General features: G+C 72.3%; 12 protein-coding genes. All 12 read left to right on the top strand.

The features are described from left to right. The first annotated feature begins 36 nt into the window (after positions 1 to 36). The 12 genes from ADL15_RS33745 to ADL15_RS33690 all read left to right on the top strand — a co-directional run bounded on the left by ADL15_RS33745 (position 37) and on the right by ADL15_RS33690 (position 14,495). Positions 37 to 789, top strand: coding sequence for a peptidylprolyl isomerase (locus ADL15_RS33745; protein WP_232344723.1), 753 nt, complete (start codon positions 37 to 39; stop codon positions 787 to 789). A 104-nt stretch (positions 790 to 893) separates the two neighbouring features. Further along, positions 894 to 1,892 carry a methyltransferase gene (locus ADL15_RS33740; RefSeq protein ID WP_157441771.1) on the top strand — a complete coding sequence of 333 codons (999 nt, stop codon included), beginning with the start codon at positions 894 to 896 and terminating at the stop codon, positions 1,890 to 1,892. Between the two features lie 607 nt (positions 1,893 to 2,499). Next, complete coding sequence (locus ADL15_RS33735) at positions 2,500 to 4,629, top strand: Agd3-related carbohydrate-binding protein (RefSeq protein WP_067699612.1); 2,130 nt, start codon at positions 2,500 to 2,502, stop codon at positions 4,627 to 4,629. A gap of 29 nt (positions 4,630 to 4,658) precedes the next feature. Beyond that, the gene (gene pelF, locus ADL15_RS33730; RefSeq protein ID WP_067699606.1) at positions 4,659 to 6,215 is read left to right on the top strand and encodes a GT4 family glycosyltransferase PelF; all 1,557 of its coding nucleotides are present in this window, start codon (positions 4,659 to 4,661) and stop codon (positions 6,213 to 6,215) included. Continuing rightward, positions 6,212 to 7,813, top strand: coding sequence for a hypothetical protein (locus tag ADL15_RS33725; protein WP_067699604.1), 1,602 nt, complete (start codon positions 6,212 to 6,214; stop codon positions 7,811 to 7,813). The genes pelF and ADL15_RS33725 overlap by 4 nt, the downstream gene beginning before the upstream one ends. 25 nt (positions 7,814 to 7,838) lie before the next feature. Next, the gene (locus ADL15_RS33720; RefSeq protein ID WP_067699601.1) at positions 7,839 to 8,567 is read left to right on the top strand and encodes a sugar phosphate nucleotidyltransferase; all 729 of its coding nucleotides are present in this window, start codon (positions 7,839 to 7,841) and stop codon (positions 8,565 to 8,567) included. Next, complete coding sequence (locus ADL15_RS33715) at positions 8,564 to 9,463, top strand: NAD-dependent epimerase/dehydratase family protein (protein WP_067699599.1); 900 nt, start codon at positions 8,564 to 8,566, stop codon at positions 9,461 to 9,463. The genes ADL15_RS33720 and ADL15_RS33715 overlap by 4 nt, the downstream gene beginning before the upstream one ends. After that, on the top strand, positions 9,460 to 10,455 hold the full coding sequence (locus tag ADL15_RS33710) for an endo alpha-1,4 polygalactosaminidase (RefSeq protein WP_232344722.1): 996 nt from the start codon (positions 9,460 to 9,462) through the stop codon (positions 10,453 to 10,455). The genes ADL15_RS33715 and ADL15_RS33710 overlap by 4 nt, the downstream gene beginning before the upstream one ends. 38 nt (positions 10,456 to 10,493) lie before the next feature. Then, positions 10,494 to 11,807 carry a nucleotide sugar dehydrogenase gene (locus ADL15_RS33705; RefSeq protein ID WP_232344721.1) on the top strand — a complete coding sequence of 438 codons (1,314 nt, stop codon included), beginning with the start codon at positions 10,494 to 10,496 and terminating at the stop codon, positions 11,805 to 11,807. Continuing rightward, complete coding sequence (locus tag ADL15_RS33700; RefSeq protein ID WP_067699596.1) at positions 11,804 to 12,772, top strand: NAD-dependent epimerase/dehydratase family protein; 969 nt, start codon at positions 11,804 to 11,806, stop codon at positions 12,770 to 12,772. Before ADL15_RS33705 ends, ADL15_RS33700 begins: the two co-directional genes overlap by 4 nt. Beyond that, on the top strand, positions 12,769 to 13,479 hold the full coding sequence (locus ADL15_RS33695) for a hypothetical protein (RefSeq protein WP_067699595.1): 711 nt from the start codon (positions 12,769 to 12,771) through the stop codon (positions 13,477 to 13,479). The genes ADL15_RS33700 and ADL15_RS33695 overlap by 4 nt, the downstream gene beginning before the upstream one ends. Before the next feature lie 59 nt (positions 13,480 to 13,538). Then, positions 13,539 to 14,495 (top strand): hypothetical protein, encoded by a 957-nt coding sequence (locus ADL15_RS33690; protein ID WP_067699594.1) that lies wholly within the window; start codon positions 13,539 to 13,541, stop codon positions 14,493 to 14,495. Positions 14,496 to 14,511: the final 16 nt, after the last annotated feature.

Here is a 14,511-nt window from a genome sequence, read left to right as displayed (position 1 = left end):
GGTTAGATTGGCGGCAGTCGATTCGTGGAGGACAGTGTGGTCCAGTTTCATCGATCTCTGACGGTTGCCGCCGCCGCGCTGGTGGCGCTGGTCGTGGTGGCCGCGCCCGCCTCGGCCGCGAGCCGGACCAGCGCCGGCCCGGCCGGTGGTCCGGCAACCGGGCCGACCAGTGGGCCGTGCCAGTACACGCCGACGCCCGACGAGCCCGCCGCCCGGCCGGTGCCGTTGCCGCGCGACCCGAAGCGGACTCCGGACCGGGGCACCGTCTCGGTGCTGCTGAAGACCGACCTGGGGCGGATCCCGCTGGTGCTCGACCGGGCCGCCGCGCCGTGCACGGTGCAGAGTTTCCTGCACCTGGTCCAGCACCGGTTCTACGACCGGACCGTCTGCCACCGGCTCACCGCGTACCCGACGTTGAAGGTGCTGCAGTGCGGCGACCCGAGCGGGACCGGCGAAGGGGGCCCGGGCTACCGCTACCGCGACGAGTTGCCGGCCGATCTGCCGCCGGCGCCGACCGATCCGACCGGGGTGCGCCGGCTCTACGCCCGCGGGGTGCTGGCGATGGCCAACGCCGGTCCGGACACCAACGGCAGTCAGTTCTTCCTGGTGTACGGGGACTCCGCGCTGCGCCCGAACTACTCGATCTTCGGGGCGGTGACGCCGCGCGGCCTGCGCACGCTGGACCGGGTCGCGGCCGGTGGCATCGCGCCGACCGCCGAGGACCCGGCGCCGGTCGACGGGGCGCCTGCCCTGCGTACCGGAATCCGTAAGGCCCGCGTCCAGCGCTGACGCGAGTCGCGACCGCCCGCTGCGCCGAACGGCGCAGCGGGCGGATTTTCGCACTGTCTGATGCCGGGCTGACGAGCGTGGCCGGTGGCGCTAAGTTGCCGGGCATGGCAGGAAGTCCCTATGAGACCGCCATGGGGTTCATCATCGGCCCGTGGCTGGCCCAGGCCGCCCGCGCCGCCGTCGACCTCTCGCTGGCCGAGCATCTGGCGGACGGGCCCCGCACGGCGGCCGAGATCGCCGAGGCCGAGGGCGCGGACCCGGCGGCGACCGCGCGCTTCCTGCGGGCCTGCGCCTCGATCGGCCTGGTGACGTACGCGGAGAAGGGTTTCGCCGGCACCGAGGTCCTCGCGGTCCTGCACCGCGACGCGCCGATGTCGCTGCGGGACCTGGCCGCGTCCCAGTCCAGCCCGGTCCTGTGGCGCACGTGGGCGCGGATCCCCGAGGCGATCCGCAGCGGCGAGGCGCAGACCGCGCAGGCGCTCGGCATGCCGTTCTTCGACTACCTGGCCGCGCACCCGGACGAGGGCGCGCTCTTCGGCGCCGCGATGACGAGCATGTCCGCGCCGGTCATCCAGGCCGCGGTCGAGGTGATCGACGTGGCCGGCGCCGGCACGGTGGTCGACGTCGGCGGCGCGCACGGCTCGTTCGCCCTGGCCCTGCTGGAGCGACATCCCGGCCTGCGGGCGATCGTGCTCGACCTGCCGCACGCGTTGCCCGGCGCACGGGCGGCGGCCGCCGGGCGGGGCCTGGGCGACCGGCTCACCGCGGTGGCCGGCGACTTCTTCGCCGAGGTCCCGGCGGGCGACATCCTGCTGCTGAAGTTCATCCTGCACGACTGGTCCGACGACGAGGGCGTCCGCATCCTGGTGAACTGCCGGGATGCCCTGCGGCCCGGCGGGCGCATCGTGATCACCGAGATCCTCATCGACGACCACGCCGCCGGCATCGCGCCGCTGATGGACATCGCCATGCTCGCCACCGCCGGCAGCCGGGAACGCACCCTGACCGAGTTCGACGACCTGCTGGCCCGGGCCGGTTTGCGCCGTGTCGCGGCCACGCCGGTGACGCCACCGTACGCAGTGATCGAGGCTGTACCTTATTAATTGACGTAAATCAATGGGAATAACGGGTCGACAGGCCCGAACATAGGAAAATATTGTCCGTTCGGACGAGGCCCCGGCGGCGCATTCGCGGGGACCTTCACCGGCGCACGTCGTCGTGCATTTCTCCGGGCGTGTGGACGCCTGCTGACCGCCCGGTGAACACTTTGAGTCATCGCTCGATTGCTTTTAGACTCCTTTAAGGACTGTTTGTTCTTCCTGCGAGAAAGCGTGCTATCGGCAGTTTTTCCGGTGAGACCGGTACCAAAGTGGACGAAATGCGGTCCAGTGACGACCCTCCGGGGGTTGTCACGGCGCTGTTAATGGCGAGTTACCGGCCCGGTACGGAAATCGCACGTCAGGTCACGGATCAGAGGTCTCGCGAGTATTGCTGAACCGTTCACTGCCCTGGCTGAAACGATTCGCTAGCATCGACCGGCACTCGACGTCAACGCTCCGGCGCAGCAAACAAAATGTCCGCTATCAATGGCCGGAAAATCCTTAAATCTTGCTTAGACTCGCCGTCGGCCCATCCCTGAGGAACGACTGAGCCCGGCCCGCGCCCATCGTGGCACCGCTCCCTCGTTTGTTTCGTCCTGGAGGACGCCCGATGACTCCTGCCCCTGTCCCGCGCCGCCGCCCGATGCGTGCACTCCTCGCCGCGCTCGGTGCCGGCCTTCTGGTGGCCGCCCTGCCGGCCCCGGTCGCCGCGCAACCATCCCCGCCCAGGAAACCCGGCGCGATCGCGCCCAGGGTTCCCGGCTACGGCGAGGTCGCCCGCCCGGCGGCGACCCGCCCGGCCCCGCTGCCACGGCGTACCGGCCGGGTGGCCGTGCACGCACCGAGCGCGGCCACCACGAAGCTCGCGGCCGGCACCGACCGGGTGGCGCTGCGCGCGCTCGTGGTCGCCACCACCACCGACGACTTCGGCGTGCCCACGTGGAAGGCCACGCTCGACCGTGTCGGCGCGGCGTACGACGTGCTCTACACCGCCAGCACCCCGCTGACCACCGACACGCTCGCCCGCGCCGACGGCACCGGCAAGTACAACGCGATCCTGCTGACCAACAGCATGCTGGTGTACGCGTCCGGCGGCAGCTACCTCAACGGCCTGGACGGCACCGAGTGGAACATCCTCTGGGCGTACGAGCGCAACTTCGGCGTCCGCCAGGCCGCGCTCTACACCAGCTACGGCACCTGGCCGGAGGACTACTGCCTGACCTCGGCCGGGGAGACCGCGGTCGGCGACACCCCGCTGAACGTCAACCTGACCACGGCCGGGGCGGGTGTCTTCGACTACCTCAAGGCCGGCGTCACCATCCCGGTGGTGCAGTCGTACGTCTACCGCACCCGGATCACCGCCGGGTGCTCGGCCGAGGCGATCGCCACCAGCGGCGCCGACGTGCTGGGGGTGCGGGCCACCTCCACCGACGGCCGGGAGCGGATCGCGCTCACCTTCACCCTGAACCAGTACCTGCTCCAGTCCGACCTGCTGGTCTACGGCCTGTTCCGGTGGACCAGCAAGGGCCTGTTCCTCGGTGAGCAGCGGCACCACCTCAACGTCGACGTCGACGACTGGTTCAACACCTCGGAGCACTACTACGCGGACGGCCACATCGAGTACACGCCCGGCTTCCAGCTGACCGCGCACGACATGGTCAACCTGGACAGCCAGCAGAGCGCACTGCGCACCGCGCATCCGCTGGCCGGCGGGTTCACCTACAACCTCGCGTTCAACGGCAGCGACATCGACCCGTTCGCCGGCAACACGTGCAGCCCGAACGGCGGGACGGCCGAGCTGACCGCGACGACGAAGTGCCTGGCGACGCACTTCCGGTGGCTGAACCACACGTACAACCACCCGGAGCTGAACCAGACCGACTACGCCACCACGTACGCCGAGATCCGGGACAACCGGGTGGCCGGCGCCGCGATCGGCCTGACCGCGCCGGACGACGTGCTGAAGACCCCGGAGTACTCCGGCCTCGGCGTCTACACGGTCGACCCGAACGACGACACCGGCGTCCCGGTGGACCACGGGCTGGCCGGCTCGAACCCGAACCTGCTGCAGGCCGCGAAGGACCTGGGCGTGTCGTACCTGCACGGCAACATGTCGTTCGCCAGCCACCAGCCGCCGCACCTGAACACCAGCCTCACCCACCCGCTGGAGACGAGCCTCTCGGTGGTGGCCGACTGGCCGACGAACATCGCGTACTTCGTCACCACGCCGGCCGAGGAGACCGCGTTCTACAACTCCTTCTACGGGCCGAACGGCCGCTTCCCGTACTGGCCGACCGACCGGACCTACGAGCAGATCGTCGACTACGAGGCGGACGTCGCGCTGCAGCACGTGGCGGCCGGCGGGATCAACACGCACACCTTCCACATCGGCAACGTCTACGACTACGGCAGCGGTGGCTCGCTGCTCGGCGACTGGGTGCAGCGCGTGGTCACCAAGTACGACACGTACTACGCGGTGCCGCTGCTGAACTCCGACTGGTCGGCGATCGGCGCGTACACCCGGGTGCGCAACGCGCACTTCGCGCAGCTCGCCGGCGGCGTCGACGCGGTCTACGACCGGGTCGCCGGGACGGTCACGGTGAGTTCGCCGCTGGCCGGGACGGTCCAGGTGGGCGGGGTCCAGGCGGCCAATTCCACCTCGTACGGCAGTGACGTCACGGCCCCCGTGACGCTGACGGCGAACACCGCCGTGACGCTCACCGCGGCTCCGCGGGTCTGAGCGGCGGACCGGCCGGAAGCGGGTGACACGTGCGGATCGCGCTGGTGTCGGAGGGGACGTACCCCTTCGCGATGGGTGGCGTCAGCATCTGGTGCGAGCAGCTCATCCGCGGTATGCCGGACTACCGGTGGCAGGTCGTCGCGCTGACGGTCGACGGCAGCGAGGAGCCGGTCTTCCCGGTTCCGGAGAACCTGGACCGGGTGCACTCGGTCCCGCTGTGGGGCGGTGGTCCCGAGGACTACCGCCCCCGGCGGGGCAGCCGGGGGCGGCCCGGCGCCGCGTTCACCCAGTCGTACGAGGTCTTCCTCCGTGCCCTGGTGACACCCCTGGAGACCACCACCACGGAGCAGGGCGCGGCCAACCGCAGCCTGTTCCTGCTCGCGCTGCGCGGGCTCTACGAGTACGCGGCCGACGGCGGCGACCTCAGCGCGGCGCTGATGTCCAACCAGGCGCTCGGCATGATGGTCGACGCGTGGCGGGACCTGCGCGTCGGCGAGTCCGGGCCGGCGCCGACGCTGGCCGACGCGCTGCAGGCCACCTGGCTGATCGAGCACATGCTGCGGCCGTTGAGCGCCCCGGTGGTCGAGGCAGACATCGTGCACTGCTCGATGAACGGGCTCTCCACCCTGGTCGCGATGACCGCGAAATGGCGGCACGGCACCCCGTCGGTGATGAGCGAGCACGGCATCTACCTGCGCGAACGCTACATGTCGTACCTGGAGGAGGACGCCTCGCACGCGGTGCGGGTGCTGGTGCTGAGCTTCTTCCGGTCGCTGGCCGGCGCGGCGTACCTGACCTCCGACGTGCTGGCGCCGCACTCGGCGTACAACCGGCGCTGGCAGCTGCACAACGGCGCCGACCCGGAGCGGATGTGGACGATGTACAACGGCGTCGAGCCGGGTGACTTCCCGGCCGCGCTGCAGGAGCCGCAGACACCCACCATCGCGTTCATGGGCCGGATCGACCCGCTGAAGGACCTGCACACCCTGATCCGCGCGTTCGCCCAGGTCCGCGCGGAGATGCCGACCGCCCGGCTGCGCATCTTCGGCGGCACCCCGGCGGTCAACCAGTACTACCTGGACTCCTGCCGGCAGCTGATCGACGAGCTCGGGCTGACCGGCGCGGCGGTGCTCGAGGGCCGGATCGGCAACGCGGTCGACGCCTACCACGCGGGCAACATCGTCGCGTTGACCAGCATCTCCGAGGGGTTCCCGTACACCGTGGTGGAGGCGATGGCCTGCGGCCGGCCCACGGTCTGCACCAACGTCGGCGGGGTGGCCGAAGCGGTCGGCGACACCGGGATCGTGGTGGCGCCGCGTGATCACGCCGCGGTGGCCAAGGCCTGCCTGACCCTGCTGCGCGACGACGAGTTGCGCCTGCGGCTGGGCGCCGCGGCCCGGCAGCGCGTGCTGGACCACTTCACGCTCAGCCAGTCGCTGCAGATGTACCGCAACGTCTACGAGGGACTCGCCGCGCCGCTGAGCGCCGGGCAGCCGCCGCGGCACCTGCGCGGGCAGGCCCGGGGCCGGGTCCGGCCGCCGCAGCAGCGGTCACCCGGCTTCCCGATCAACGAGGGCGCCCGATGAGCGCCCGCGACGTGGACGAGACGGTGGTTCTGGAGGTCGGCGCCGAAACGGTCCGGCTGCGCCCCTCGGCGCCCTCCGGAGAGCCGGCCGAGGAGCCGCGGCGCCCGCCACCGGGGCCGCGGCGCGAGCACCCGGCGGGGCGCCGGTTCGCGGCCGGCGAGCACCCCGCGCCGCCCAGCCACCCGGTGGTGCTGCCGCAGATCTCCACCGACCCGCTCGACGAACTCGTCGACCGGATGCGCCCGCGGCTGCGCAAGGCCGTCGACGGGCTGCAGGTCGCCGCGGCCCTGGAGGCGGACGGCTGCACCGACCGGATCGCCCGGGTCGAGTACGGGTTCACCGACGTGTTCGCCCTGGCCGCCGAGGTCTACAGCCGGCTCGGTCCGCAGATCCCGGACGAGCCGGCGCCGGCCGCCGCGCACCGCGGCCGGTGGGAACGGGTCCGGGTGCTGGCGCACGGCCCGCTCTACGCGCTGCCCAGCGCGGTCTTCCCGGCCGTGCTCGCGGTCTTCGGGCAGCGGTCGCTGGTGCTCGCCCTGGCCCTGGCCGGCGGGCTGGGCTGGATGTACTCCGGCACCGCGGCCTACGCGGCGTACAAGCTGCTCGGCGCCGGCCGGTTACGGGCGACCGCCCGGCTGCTGGCCGGCACCACGCTGGGCGCGCCGCTGGCCGGCGCGGTGGCCGGGGTCGTGGTGGTCGTGTCGGCCGGTGGCGGGGCCGCGCTGATCCTGCTGACCGCGGGCCAGCTCGCGTACCAGATGGCCGGCACCGTCCTGGTCTTCTACCGCCAGGAGGAGCGGCTGGCGGCGACCATGCTGCCCGCGGTCCTCGCCGGCGGCGCGTACCTGCTCGGCGGGCCGTCGCTGCGGCCGATGGCCGTCACGATCGCGGTGGCCGGGCTGATCGCCGCGTTCGTGGTGGCGCTCGTGGCGACCCGGGGCCGTGGCGCGGACGGCGAACCGTCCGGGCGGGCGGTGCTGCGCGCGCACCGCTCCGGCCTGGCCGGGGTGACCTGTTACGGGTTCTGCTCCGCGGTGCTGCTGCTGCACGCGCAGGCGCCGTACCTGCTCACCCGCTTCGACGTGGCGGCGTCGGTGGTGCCGCTGATCATGGTGATGGGCTTCGTCGAGTGGCGGGCCGAACGGTTCCACCGCCTGGTCGTCGGGCTGACCCGCCGGATCGAGCGGCCCGCCGCGTTCCGGGCGGCGGTGTGGCGGCTGATCGCCCGGGACACGATCGCCTGCCTGGCGGTGACCACGGTCCCGGCCCTCGCGCTGGTCGCCTGGTTCGCCGCCACCGGCCGGCTCACCGCGGGCGGCGTGCTGATGACCGCGGCGCACGTGGTGCTCGGCGGCGCGTACCTGGCCGGGTTCCTGCTGGCCGGCTTCGAACGCCACGTCTGGCTCTGCGCGTCGCTGCTGGCCGCGGTCGCGGCACACGTGGGCGTCGGTGCCCTGCTCGGCGTCAGCCCGTTGTTCGGCCCGCCGACCGCGGTCGGCGTCGACGCGGCACTTCATCTCGGCAGCGTCCTCGCGCTGCAGGCCCTGTTCCTGCTGGGTCTCGCCCCGCTCGTGGGGCAGGCCCGGTACTACCGGTAGATCCCGACTGGGAGGTAGATGTGCTATGCACGCGGTGATCCTCGCCGGCGGCAAGGGGGTGCGGCTGCGGCCGTACACCACCACGCTGCCCAAACCGTTGATGCCGATCGGTGACCACCACGCGATCCTGGAGATCGTCCTCAACCAGCTGGCCGACTGCGGGTTCCGGTCGGTGACGCTGGCGATCAACCACCTCGGCCCGCTGATCCGGGCGTTCGTCGGCGACGGCGCGCGCTGGGGGCTGCGCGTCGACTACGTGGAGGAGGACCGGCCACTGTCGACGGTCGGGCCACTGTTCAACATCCGGGACCGGCTGCCCGAGCACTTCCTGGTGATGAACGGCGACGTGCTGACCGACCTCGACTACGGCGACCTGCTGCACCAGCACGAGCTGTCCCGGTGCGGGCTGACCGTGGCGATCGCCGAGCGCACCCACCGGGTCGAGTTCGGGGTGCTCGACGTGGAGTCGAGCCGGATCGTCGGCTTCCGGGAGAAGCCCAGCCTGCGCTACCAGGTCAGCATGGGCGTCTACGGGATGTCCCGGAGCACCCTGGCGCCGTACCAGCCCGGCCGGTCGTTCGGCTTCGACCAGCTGGTGCTGGACCTGCTGGCCCGCGGCGAGCGCCCGGACACCTACCCGTTCACCGGGTTCTGGCTCGACATCGGCCGGCCCGAGGACTACGACCAGGTCAACCGCAGCTTCGCCGAACTCAAACCCGTCTTGTTCCGTCAGCGTCAGGAGGAACCGGTATGACCTCGCGAGTGCTGTTGTTCGGCTCGTCCGGCTTCATCGGGGCGCACGTGCGCGCCGCGCTGGAGGCCGATCCGGACGTGACCGAGCTGATCAGTCCGGGCCGGGACCGGTACGACCTGGTCGACGGCGACCGGGCCGGCCTGATCGCCCTGCTGCGCGAGATCACGCCGGACGCGGTGATCTGCTGCGTCGGCCGGCTCGGCGGTACGAACGAGGAGCTGACCCGCGCCAACACCCTGGTCGCGGCGAAACTGCTGGACGCGGTCGAGGCTGCCGCGCCGGACGCCCGCCTGGTGCGGCTCGGCTCGGCCGGCGAGTACGGCGTGGTCCCGCACGGGCACGCGGTCACCGAGACCGACCCCACCGAGCCGATCAGCGCGTACGGGCTCAGTCACCTGGCCGGCACCCGGCTGTTCGCGCTCGCCGCGGCGGCCGGCCGGGTCGACGCGGTGTCGGTGCGCGTGTTCAACCCGATCGGCCCCGGTCAGTCCGGTGAGAACGTGCTCGGCCGGGCGCAGCTGCGGTTGCGCGAGGCGGCGCAGCTGGGCTCCTCGGAGATCGTGCTCGGGCCGCTCGGCGCGTACCGGGACTTCGTCGACGTGCGGGACCTGGCCGCCGTGCTGCGCTCCGTGGTGCTGGCGTCCGCGCTGCCGAGCCGGATCTACAACGCCGGCAGCGGGCAGGCGGTGACCGTGCGTTCGGCGGTGCAGCTGCTGGCCGAGCAGGCCGGGTTCACCGGGGAGATCCGCGAGCACGGCAGCGGGGCGCAACGCTCCGCGGCGGTGGACTGGATCCGGGCCGACATCGGGCGGGCCGAGGACGAGCTGGGCTGGGTGCCGGCCGTCGACCTGGCCACCTCGATCAAGGACATCTGGTCGACCGGGACGCCGGTGTGAGTCCGGCCCGGGTGTCCTTGCTGGTCGTCACGGCGGTCGCGGTGGTGGCGGTGGTCGTGCTCGGTATCGTGCAGGCCACCCGGCCGGTCGGTAGGTCGGCGGCACCGGTGGCGGCGTCCACCGCCCCGTCCGCCGTGCCATCCCGGTCACCGTCACCGTCACCGTCACCGTCGCTGTCGCCGCAAGGGGGCTCCTGGGCGTACCAGCTGCAGGACTATCCCCGCGGCCGGCTCGACCAGCTCGCCGCCGGCCCGGCCGGCCTCGTCGTGATCGACCTGGCCCGGGACGCGGACACCGGTTACTTCTCGGCCGCCGAGATCGACCGGGTGCGCGCCAACGGCAAACGGGTCCTGGCGTACTTCGAGATCGGCAGCATCGAGGACTTCCGGCCGGAGTACCCGGTGCTGCGGCGCGACGCCGCCGACCTGATCGCCAACGAGTGGGCCGACTGGCCGGGCGAGTACTTCGTCCGCTACTGGGATCAGCGCTGGTGGGACCGGGTGGTCCGGCCCCGGGTGGATCAGGCGTTGCGCGCCGGGTTCGACGGGGTCTACCTGGACACCCCGCTGGCGTACGAGGAGATCGACCTGGCGGCGGCGCAGGGCCGCGACCGGGACGCCCTGGCCCGGGCGATGGCCGGGCTGATCACCCGGATCAGCCGGTACGCCAAGGACCGGAGCCCGGACTTCCTGATCGTCCCGCAGAACTCCCCGGAGCTGCGCCACCAGCCGGGCTACACCGCCGCGATCGACGGCATCGCCATGGAGGAGCTGTTCTTCCAGGCCACCGACCAGCGGTGCACCGAGGACTACTGCGCCGAGAACCTGGCCGAGACCAGGGCGCTGCGCGACGCCGGCAAGTTCGTGCTCAGCGTCGACTACGCCACCCGGCCCGCCGACGTCCGCGCCGCCTGCGCGCGGTACCGGGCCGAGAACTTCACCGGGACGGTCACCGTGGTCGACCTCGACCGCACCGCCCCGCCGTGCCCGTGACCGTCACGGCACCGCACCACCATCCGAAGGGGGACCACATGCCTATGACGATCGGGGTCGTCGGCCTCGGCTACGTCGGGCTCACGCTCACCGCCGCGCTGGCCGGCAAGGGCTTCACGGTGTACGGCGCCGACGTGTCACCGAAGGTCATCGAGACCCTGGCGCAGGGCCGCTCGCACATCTTCGAACCCGGCGTCGAGGAGATCTTCCGGACCGAGGTGGGCCGCCGCGTCCACGTCGCCGCGGAGCTGCCCCGCGACACCGTCGACGTCGCCGTGATCAGCGTGTCCACACCGGTCGACGAGGCCACCCACCGGCCGAACCTGGCCAACCTGGCGGCGGCGGCCCGGGCCGTCGCGGCCACCTGCCGGCCCGGCACGCTCGTGGTGGTGCGCAGCACCGTGCCGGTCGGCACCAGCCGCGCCGTGGTGCTGCCCGAACTGCGCGCCGCGTGGGGCGACGAGGTCCGGCTGGTGATGGCGCCCGAGCGCACCATCCAGGGCCAGGCGCTGCGCGAGCTGGTCGAGCTGCCGCAGGTGATCGGCGGGCTGGACGAGGCGTCGCTGCGGCTCGGCGTGGAGTTCTTCGCCGGGCTGGCGCAGAGCATCGTCGAGGTGTCCACTCTGGAGGCCGCCGAGCTGGTGAAGCTCTCCAACAACTGCCACACCGACCTGATCTACTCGTTCGGCAACGAGGTGGCGCTGATCGCCGAGCAGCACGGGCTGGACCCGCTCGAGGTGCTGCGCGCGACGAACCTGGACTATCCGCGGCCCGACCTGTCCAAGCCCGGGTACGTCGGCGGCGGCTGCCTCTCCAAGGACCCGTACATCATGCTGGAGAGCGCCGGGGACTACCGGCCGTACCTGGTCGGGCGGGCCCGGGAGCTCAACGAGTTCCTGCCGGTGCACGTGGCCGAGACGGTCGTCCGGCTGCTCCGCGAGGCCCGGGGCGAGACGCGCGGGACCCGGCTGGCGGTGCTCGGGTGGGCGTACAAGGGGTGGCCGCCCACCGACGACATGCGCGGCACCCCGATCGCCACCATGATGCCGATCTTCTCGGCCGCCGGTATCACCGTGACCGGCCACGACCCGATGGTCACCCCGGACGTCATCCGCCAGTACGGCGGCGAGCCGGTCAGCCTGGACAAGGCGTTCACCGACAGCGACGCGATCCTGGTGATCAACGACCATCCCGACTACCGGGCCATCGACGTGACCGAGGCGCTCGGCGGCGCCCGCCCGGCGCTGATCTTCGACTCGTGGCGGATCCTGGACGGTGCCGCGGTCCGCGCGTCCGGCATCCGCTACGCCGGTCTCGGCTATCTGCCGCGCGACGAGGAGGTGGCCGCGTGACCGCCCTGCTGCTCGGTGGCGCCGGCTTCATCGGCCTGCACCTGGCCCGGCGGCTGGTCGCCGACGGGCACGAGGTCACCATCGTCGACGACTTCTCCCGTGGCCGGCAGGACGCCGACCTGGACGCGCTGCGGGACCATCCGTCGGTCCGGGTGGTCTCCGCGGATCTGACCGATCCGCAGACGTACGCGGTCCTGCCGCACGGCTGGGACCAGATCTACCTGCTCGCCGCCGTCGTGGGTGTCCGCAACGTCGAACAGGACCCGGCCCGGGTGGTCCGGGTGAACACGCTGGTGGCGATGCACCTGCTGGACTGGGTGGCACCCGGTGAGCGGGTCTTCTTCGCCTCCACCAGCGAGGTCTACGCCGGCGGGGTGGACGCCGGCGTGGTCGGGGTGCCCACCGCCGAGGACGTCCCGGCGATGATCTCGGACATCACCGCGCCCCGGTTCGCGTACGCGGTCAGCAAACTGCTCGGCGAGGCCGCCTTCCTGCACACCGCGCGGGCCCGCGGCTTCGACGTGGTCGTCGGCCGGTTCCACAACGTCTACGGACCCCGGATGGGCGCCGACCACGTCATCCCGGAGATGGCCCTGCGCGCGGCCGGCGGCGAGGACCCGTTCCGGGTGCCGGGCGCCGACCAGTACCGGGCGTTCTGCCACGTCGACGACGCGGTGCAGGCGATGGTGCGGCTGATGGCGACGCCCGCGGCGGCCGGCCAGATCGTGCACATCGGCAACGACCGGGACGAGACCAACATCGGCGACCTCGCCAAGCTGGTCCTGCGGGTGGCGGACGGCAACGCCGCGATCGAGGCGTTGCCGGCCCCGCCCGGCTCGGTGCACCGGCGCTGCCCGGACCTGACCCGGCTGCGCGAGCTGACCGGCTACGAACCGGCCGTCACCCTGGAGGAGGGCGTCCGGTCGACGTTCGCCTGGTACCGCGCGCACGGGCGGCCGTCATGACGTCGCCGGAGCGCAGCGGACGTCCGCCGATCTGGTTCTACTACGGCGCCGGCCGGCTCACCGACCTGGCCGAGTACCCGAAGGTGGTGCTGCAGCCGGAGTTCTACAACTCGGCCGAGCTCGCCTACCTCGCCGAGAAGGGGGTGCAGACCCTCGGCTACCTCTCGCTCTCCGAGGACCAGGGCCCGCCCGCGCCGTGGCAGCGCCCGGAACGCAACCAGGACTGGGGCGGCGCGTTCGTGCACGTCGGTCACCCGCAGTGGGTGGCGCACGTGGTCGAGCAGGCCAAGGCCACTGTGGATGCCGGGTTCTCCGGGCTGTTCCTGGACCAGCTCAACGTCGAGCTGACCTTCCCGGAGGACGTGCCGCACCTGCTCACCCTGATCGCGGCGATCCGCAACGAGGTGAAGCCGGGTTACCTGCTGGCCAACCGCGGGTTCGGCATGCTGCCGCGGCTCGCCGAGCTGGTCGACGGGGTGCTCTTCGAGTCGTTCTCGGCCCGCTGGACCGACGACGGCTACGCGCCGTGGCCCCCGGACGTGCTGGAGTTCCACGCGCAGATCGCCGAGCAGCTGTTGCAGCTGCAACTCGACCTGTACGCGCTCGACTACGCCGACAGCCCCGGCCTGACCGACTTCGCCGTCCGGCGGGCCCGGCAGTTCGGCATGCACTGCGCGGTCAGCGACCGGGCACTGTCCCGGGTCTGACCGACACGCTCCACTGTGGTTCGCCATCGGCTGTCGTACCCGGCGGATAGCATCGCGCGATGCAATCGACCTATGTGACTTTTGCCGCGCAGCCGCCGCCGGCCGCGAACGCCGTCCTGCGCATCGAGCGGGGCGGCGTTCGCGGCGGGCATCTCGCGCTGGGCGCCGACGGGTCGGTGGAGATGACGTTCGACGTCCCGGCGGCGGACGCGGGCGGTGAGGTCACCCTGGGGATCGTGGCGCTGGTGTCGAAGCTGGGTGGCTCGCCCGGGTTCGCGCCGCTGGACATCACGGTCAACGACCGGTGCCTGGTGCACGACTGGCGCATCCCGGGCGGGGGTGACCTGCCCCAGCACATGGACTTCGCCGTCCCGGCCGGCCGGTTGCGGCCGGGGGCCAACAAGCTCCGGCTGGCCACCGCGCCCGAGGCCGCGAGCATGCTGTGGCTCTACCGGATCACCGTCGACGCGGTGTTCGACCGCGGCCGGTCCGCGCGGGCCATCGACCGGCGCGAGGCCGAGGCGCCGGTGCTGCTGTTCGAGACCCACCTGCTGCCGGCCGACGTCGACGACGACGAGGCGTGGCTGCCCGGTCCGGAGGTCATCGCGTACGTGGACCGCGGCGAGCAGAGTTCGCTCGAGCACCTGGCCTGGGCGGACACCACCGGCGCGGAGTACGCGGTCACCCTCACCGCCGAGCTGGACGCGTTCTACGGCTGGTGCCGGCCGGCCGGCGCCGGGGCACCGCACGAGTTCCGCGGCTCGCTGACCGAGCGCCGGCGGGAGTCCGGCGCGGCGCGCCGGTTCGCCACGGAGGAAGGCTGGGGCGGCGGCTGGCACGACTCCAACGGCATCACCGTGGCGATCGGGGCCGGCCCGGCGCCGCTGACCCGGGCGAGCTGGCGTGACAAGCGCGGCAACACCGCCACGGTGGCGTTCACCGACGCCGGCTTCCTCGGCACCTACCAGCGGGTCGGCGAGGGCGCCATCGGCTACCGCGGCCGGCCCGGCAAGTGACGGCCTGAGCCCCGGC

This window comes from Actinoplanes awajinensis subsp. mycoplanecinus, from assembly GCF_001509495.1.
In the GTDB taxonomy this organism is placed as follows: domain Bacteria; phylum Actinomycetota; class Actinomycetes; order Mycobacteriales; family Micromonosporaceae; genus Actinoplanes; species Actinoplanes palleronii.
Note: the sequence above shows the minus strand (reverse complement) of the source record. Positions and strands in the feature narration are given on the sequence as shown.

Bases quoted from the DNA above. Each gene is read 5' to 3' on its own strand.
- ADL15_RS33720 (WP_067699601.1), top strand. From the start codon at position 7,839: ATGCACGCGGTGATCCTCGCCGGCGGCAAGGGGGTGCGGCTGCGGCCG.
- ADL15_RS33705 (WP_232344721.1), top strand. From the start codon at position 10,494: ATGCCTATGACGATCGGGGTCGTCGGCCTCGGCTACGTCGGGCTCACG.
- ADL15_RS33740 (WP_157441771.1), top strand. From the start codon at position 894: ATGGCAGGAAGTCCCTATGAGACCGCCATGGGGTTCATCATCGGCCCG.
- ADL15_RS33695 (WP_067699595.1), top strand. From the start codon at position 12,769: ATGACGTCGCCGGAGCGCAGCGGACGTCCGCCGATCTGGTTCTACTAC.
- ADL15_RS33690 (WP_067699594.1), top strand. From the start codon at position 13,539: ATGCAATCGACCTATGTGACTTTTGCCGCGCAGCCGCCGCCGGCCGCG.
- ADL15_RS33735 (WP_067699612.1), top strand. From the start codon at position 2,500: ATGACTCCTGCCCCTGTCCCGCGCCGCCGCCCGATGCGTGCACTCCTC.
- ADL15_RS33715 (WP_067699599.1), top strand. From the start codon at position 8,564: ATGACCTCGCGAGTGCTGTTGTTCGGCTCGTCCGGCTTCATCGGGGCG.
- ADL15_RS33725 (WP_067699604.1), top strand. From the start codon at position 6,212: ATGAGCGCCCGCGACGTGGACGAGACGGTGGTTCTGGAGGTCGGCGCC.